Here is a 4,280-nt window from a genome sequence, read left to right on the forward strand (position 1 = left end):
ACCGCACTCGCCACCACCCACACCCACGGCCACACCCCCACCCCACCCACCACCACCCACACCCACCCCAACCTCCCCACCTACCCCTTCCAACGCGAGCAGTTCTGGCTCCTGCCGACCGCCCCGCCGGCCGGTCCCGAGGGCCTCGGGCTCGGCGCCACCGACCACCCGCTGCTCGGCGCGACCGTCGAACTCGCCTCCGACGGCGGCCTGCTGTTCACCGGCCGGCTGTCGCTCGACACCCACCCCTGGCTCGCCGACCACGAGATCCTCGGCCGCCCGATCCTGCCCGGCACCGCGTTCGTCGACCTCGCCCTGGCGGCGGGCGAGCGTTCGGGCACCCCCCGACTGGACGAGCTGACCCTGGAGGCGCCGCTCGCCCTGCCCGCCACCGGCCCGCTGGTGCTCCAGCTGACCGTCGGCGCGGCCGACCCGGACAGCGGAGCCCGCACGCTCGCCGTCCACTCGCGCCCCGGCGACGCCGACGAGTGGACCCGGCACGCGGTGGGGCTGCTGACCCCGGCCGGGCGGCCGGCCGCCGCCGCGCCGACGACCTGGCCGCCGGCCGGCGCCGATGCCCTCGACACCGTGACGCTGTACGGGCGCCTGGCCGAACTCGGCTACGCGTACGGACCGGCGTTCCGGGCCGTACGGGCGGCCTGGCGGCGCGGTGACGAGCTCTTCGCCGAACTCTCGCTGCCCGAGGACGTACGGGGCGACGCGGGCGGCTTCCCCCTGCACCCGGCCCTCCTGGACGCCGCACTGCACCCGCTGGTGGCCGGCGAGGCGGAGGACGCCGACGGACTGCCGCTGCCCTTCTCGTGGTCCGGCGTGGAACTGCACGCGGCAGGTGCCGCCGAGCTGCGGGTCGTCTGGTCCGGCCGGTCGCTCAGCGCCGCCGATCCGGCCGGGCAGCCGGTCGTGACCGTCGAGGAGCTCGCCCTGCTCCCCGTCCGGCGCGAGCAGTTGGACGAGCCCGACGGCCGGACGCGGGACCTCCACCGGATCGACTGGCGGCCCACGGCGACGCCGGGCCCGTCGGGGCGGCCGTCGGTGACCCTCGTCGACGGGCCCCGCGAACTCCGGGACCTCGGCGCGCTCCGCGGGACCGACGGGGACGACGGGACCGCCCCGGTGCCCGACGTGGTCGCGGCGACCGTGCCGAGCGGCCGGCCCGCCGTGGCCCACGCACTGGACCTGGCGCACGCCTGGCTGGCCGACGACCGGTTCGCCGGCTCCCGGCTCCTCCTGCTCACCCGGGGCGCCGTCGCCGCCACCGCGACGGACGACGTTCCCGACCCCTGGTCCGCCGCCGCCTGGGGCCTCCTCCGCTCGGCCCAGACCGAACACCCCGACCGCTTCGCCGTCATCGACCTGGACGACGCCGCCGCCGACCTTCCCGCCCTCGCGGCCGCCTCGATCCAGCCCCAACTGGCCCTGCGCGACGGGACGTTGTTCGCGCCCCTCCTCACCCGCGCCGACATCGCACCGGGCGACGCCGCACCCGCCGGGCTCGCCGAACGCACCGTGCTGGTCACCGGCGGAACCGGCGCCCTGGGCCGTGTGCTCGTCCGTCACCTCGTGCGGCAGCACGGGGCACGGCACCTGCTGCTCCTCAGCCGCCGCGGCGAACGGGCGCCCGGCGCCCAGGACCTCCTCCGCGAACTGGCCGGATCCGGCGCGGAGGTGCGCTTCGCGGCGTGCGACGCGGCCGACCGGGACGCCCTGGCCGACGTCCTGGACACGATCCCGGCGGACCGCCCGCTGGGCGCGGTCTTCCACCTCGCCGGAGCGCTCGACGACGGCGTGCTGACCGACCTCACCCCGCAGCGGCTGGACACCGTCCTGCGCCCCAAGGCCGACGCCGCGTTCAACCTGCACGAGCTCACCACGACCGCGGACCTCTCCGCCTTCGTGCTCTTCTCCTCCGTCACCGGGGTCACCGGTACCGCGGGCCAGGCCAACTACGCCGCCGCCAACGCCTACCTGGACGCCCTCGCCGAGCACCGCCACGCCCACGGCCTGCCCGCCACCTCGCTCGCCTGGGGCCTGTGGGAGGAACAGGACGGGATGGCCGGCGCCCTCGGCACGGCCGGCCTGCTGCGCTGGGCACGTTCGGGACTCCCCGCGCTCACCACCGAGCACGGCCTCGCGCTCCTGGACGCGGCCCTGCGCTCACCCGCCGCGGCACTCGTCCCGGTCCGGCTCGACCTCACCGCGCTGCGCGCCAGGTCCACGGCCGGCCCGCTGCCGGCTCCGCTGCGCGGCCTGGTGCGGCCTCCGCGCCGACGGGCCGGTGCCGGCGCCTCCGCCACCGCCGGCTCCACCGGCTCCTGGGCGGAGCGCACCGCCTCCCTGCCCACGCCGGAACGGGCGGACGCCGTGGGCGAGTTGGTTCGGACGACGGTCGCCACCGTGCTGGGTCACGCCTCTCCGGCGACCATCGACGCCGACCGTGCCTTCAAGGACCTCGGCTTCGACTCCCTCACCGGCGTGGACCTGCGCAACCGGCTGGCCACCACCACCGGCCTGCGGCTGTCCACGACCCTGGTCTTCGACCACCCGACGCCGGCCGCGCTCGTCGCCCACGTGCTCTCGCTACTGCCCGGCGGTCTCGCGGACCGCGCCGCCCCGGCCCCGCAGGCACGCACCGTGGTCGACGACGACCCGATCGCGATCGTCGGCATGGCCTGCCGCTACCCGGGCGGCGTCGCCTCCCCCGAGGACCTCTGGCGGCTCGTCGCCTCCGGCACCGACGCCATCGGCGACTTCCCCACCAACCGCGGCTGGGACCTCTCCGGCCTGTACGACCCCGACCCGGACCACCCCGGCACGTCCTACACCCACAAGGGCGGATTCCTGTACGGAGCCGACGAGTTCGACGCCGAGTTCTTCGGGATCAGCCCGCGCGAGGCGACCAGCATGGACCCGCAGCAGCGGCTGCTGCTGGAAACGGCCTGGGAGACCTTCGAGCAGGCCGGGATCGAACCGGGCACCGTCCGGGGCAGCCGGTCCGGAGTCTTCGTCGGCGTCATGTACAACGACTACGGCTCGCGACTGCCCAAGGCCCCGGCCGAGTTGGAGGGCTACCTGCTCACCGGCAACACCTCCAGCGTCGTGTCGGGCCGCCTCGCCTACACGTTCGGGCTGGAGGGCCCGGCGGTCACCGTCGACACCGCGTGCTCCTCCTCGCTCGTCGCCCTGCACCTCGCCGCCCAGTCCCTGCGGCAGGGCGAATGCGACCTCGCACTCGTGGGCGGCGTCACGGTCATGTCGCGGCCGGACACCTTCGTCGAGTTCAGCCGGCAGCGCGGACTGTCCGCCGACGGCCGCTGCAAGCCGTTCGCCGCGGCGGCCGACGGCACCGGCTGGTCCGAAGGCGTCGGCCTCCTCCTCGTCGAACGCCTCTCCGACGCCCGCCGCAACGGCCACCACGTCCTCGCCCTCGTCCGCGGCTCCGCCATCAACCAGGACGGCGCCTCCAACGGCCTCACCGCCCCCAACGGCACAGCCCAGGAACGCGTCATCCGCCAGGCCCTCCACCAGGCCGCACTCACCCCCGCCGACATCGACGCCGTCGAGGCCCACGGCACCGGCACCCGCCTCGGCGACCCCATCGAAGCCCAGGCCATCCTCGCCACCTACGGACAGGACCGACCCACCGAATACCCCCTCCTGCTCGGCTCCCTGAAATCCAACATCGGCCACACCCAGGCCGCCGCCGGCGTCGGCGGAATCATCAAAATGATCCAGGCCATGCACCACGGCCTCCTGCCCCGCACCCTCCACATCGACGAACCCACCCCCCACGTCGACTGGACCACCGGCACCGTCGAACTCCTCACCCACGAACGGGAATGGACCCCCAACGGCCACCCCCGCCGCGCCGCCGTCTCCTCCTTCGGCATCAGCGGCACCAACGCCCACGTCATCCTCGAACAGGACCACACCGAAGACGGCGCGACCACGACGACGGAGGACCCCGGGCCCGTGCTGTGGCCGCTCTCCGCCCGCACCGCACCGGCCCTGCGTGAACAGGCCCGCCGACTCGGGGCCTTCGTGCGCGAGACCGAGGGGCAGGCCGAGGGTCAGGCCGAAGCGATCGGCGGCGCGCTCGCACGCGGCCGAGCGTCACTGGAGCACCGTGCGGCGGTGGTGGCGGCCGACCGCGACGAAGCCCTCGCAGCACTCGACGCCCTCGCCAACGACCAGGACCACCCCGCCCTCCACCGCGGCGAAACCACCACCCCCGCCCGCCTCGCCTTCCTCTTCACCGGACA

Annotated in this window: 1 protein-coding gene; it reads left to right on the forward strand. The window is 75.4% G+C overall.

Annotated features, from left to right (window positions below; genetic code table 11):
* Positions 1-4,280: type I polyketide synthase (locus ACFV4G_RS43090; RefSeq protein ID WP_380449063.1), on the forward strand; the 4,280-nt coding region annotated here is incomplete at both ends.

This window comes from Kitasatospora sp. NPDC059747, from assembly GCF_042732955.1.
Classification (GTDB): Bacteria; Actinomycetota; Actinomycetes; order Streptomycetales; family Streptomycetaceae; genus Kitasatospora.